Source organism: Actinomadura sp. 6K520 (assembly GCF_004349245.1).
Classification (GTDB): domain Bacteria; phylum Actinomycetota; class Actinomycetes; order Streptosporangiales; family Streptosporangiaceae; genus Spirillospora.
In genome coordinates, this window is sequence record NZ_SMLC01000404.1 from 1 (window position 1) to 1206 (window position 1206).

General features: G+C 73.0%; 3 protein-coding genes. 2 read left to right on the plus strand and 1 reads right to left on the minus strand.

Annotated elements, in window-relative coordinates; genetic code table 11:
• Together E1289_RS37660 and E1289_RS37665 are read left to right on the plus strand one after the other, a co-directional pair.
• Positions 1–326: alpha/beta hydrolase fold domain-containing protein (locus E1289_RS37660; RefSeq protein ID WP_165970788.1), on the plus strand; the 326-nt coding region annotated here is incomplete at its 5' end.
• 122 nt (positions 327–448) lie between these two features.
• The gene (locus tag E1289_RS37665; RefSeq protein ID WP_131988968.1) at positions 449–715 is read left to right on the plus strand and encodes a hypothetical protein; all 267 of its coding nucleotides are present in this window, start codon (positions 449–451) and stop codon (positions 713–715) included.
• Positions 716–752: 37 nt separating this feature from the next.
• Here the strand turns inward: E1289_RS37665 and E1289_RS37670 are convergent.
• A partial coding sequence (locus E1289_RS37670) for a DUF885 family protein (protein WP_131988970.1) occupies positions 753–1206 on the minus strand: 454 nt, incomplete at its 5' end.

The window sequence follows — 1206 nt, forward strand, 5'->3', positions numbered from 1 at the left end:
ACCGCGCCCTGCGCGCCTACCTGCGCGGCACCGACCCCTCCCAGCCCGAAGTGTCACCGCTGCTGGACCCCGACCCCGGCGGCCTGCCCCCGGCGGTCATCGCCACCGCCGAGTACGACCGCCTGCGGCCCCAGGCCGAACGGCACGCCGAGCGGCTGCGCGACGCCGGCGTCCCGGTCACCCTCATCACCGGCACCGGCCTCGACCACGGATTCCTCGGCTGGGGCGCGTTCGCCCGCCGCCCCGCGGAGGCCATCGCCGAGATCGGCGCCGCCGTCCGCGACGCACTCCGCCCACCGCCCGGCACCCCGGATTCAGGACGGTAGGCAAAGCAGCGAAACCTCGGCCATAAACCCCCTTGCCTGAACCGTTTAACCCGGTTGACGTGGGCAATCACCTAGTAGTCACCAGGTGACCGTAACCGGTACCAAGGTCGAGGAGAACCACCGTGTACAGGACGCACGAGATGCGGATGGTCCAGGCCGACGCGTCCGGACTCGAACAGTGGGCCTGCCCCACCTGCGGCCGCCGGATCCTGCTGCGCTGGCCCCCCGCCTACGAAAAGCGCGTCCTCGACCCCGGCGACCAGACCGCCTGCCACGTCGGAGCCACCGCCGACACCCCGCACCCACCCGACGCCCCGGCCACCACGGAACAGCCGCTGCGCAACCGGCGGCTCCGCGAGACAGGCATCGCCGGCGCCGCCGCACCCTGACCCCGGCCCGCGCCCCCGGCCGTGCGCCGGCCGGGCCTCACGGACCGGTCAGCTCCTCCCGCATCAGATCCAGCCCCATCGGCCCCAGATCCAGCGCCCGCCGATGGAACTCCTTCAAATCGAACGCCGCACCGGCACGCCGCCGCGCCGCCTCCCGCGCCTCCAGCCACAGCCGCTCACCCACCTTGTAGGCGATCGCCTGACCCGGCCGCCCCAGATACCGGTCGATCTCGAACGCCGCCGACACCCCCGACTCCGGACCCATCCGGCCGCGCAGGAACTCAAGCCCCAGCTCCGGCGTCCACCGCTCCCCCTCATGGAACCCCGCCCCACGCGGAATCTCCAACTCCAGATGCATCCCGATGTCCAGCACCACCCGCGCCGCCCGGAACCGCTGCCCGCCCGCCAGCATCCCCAGCCGGTACACCGGATCCCGGTACAACCCCAGCTCGTCCATCAGCCGCTCCGCGTACAGCCCCCACCCCTCGCAA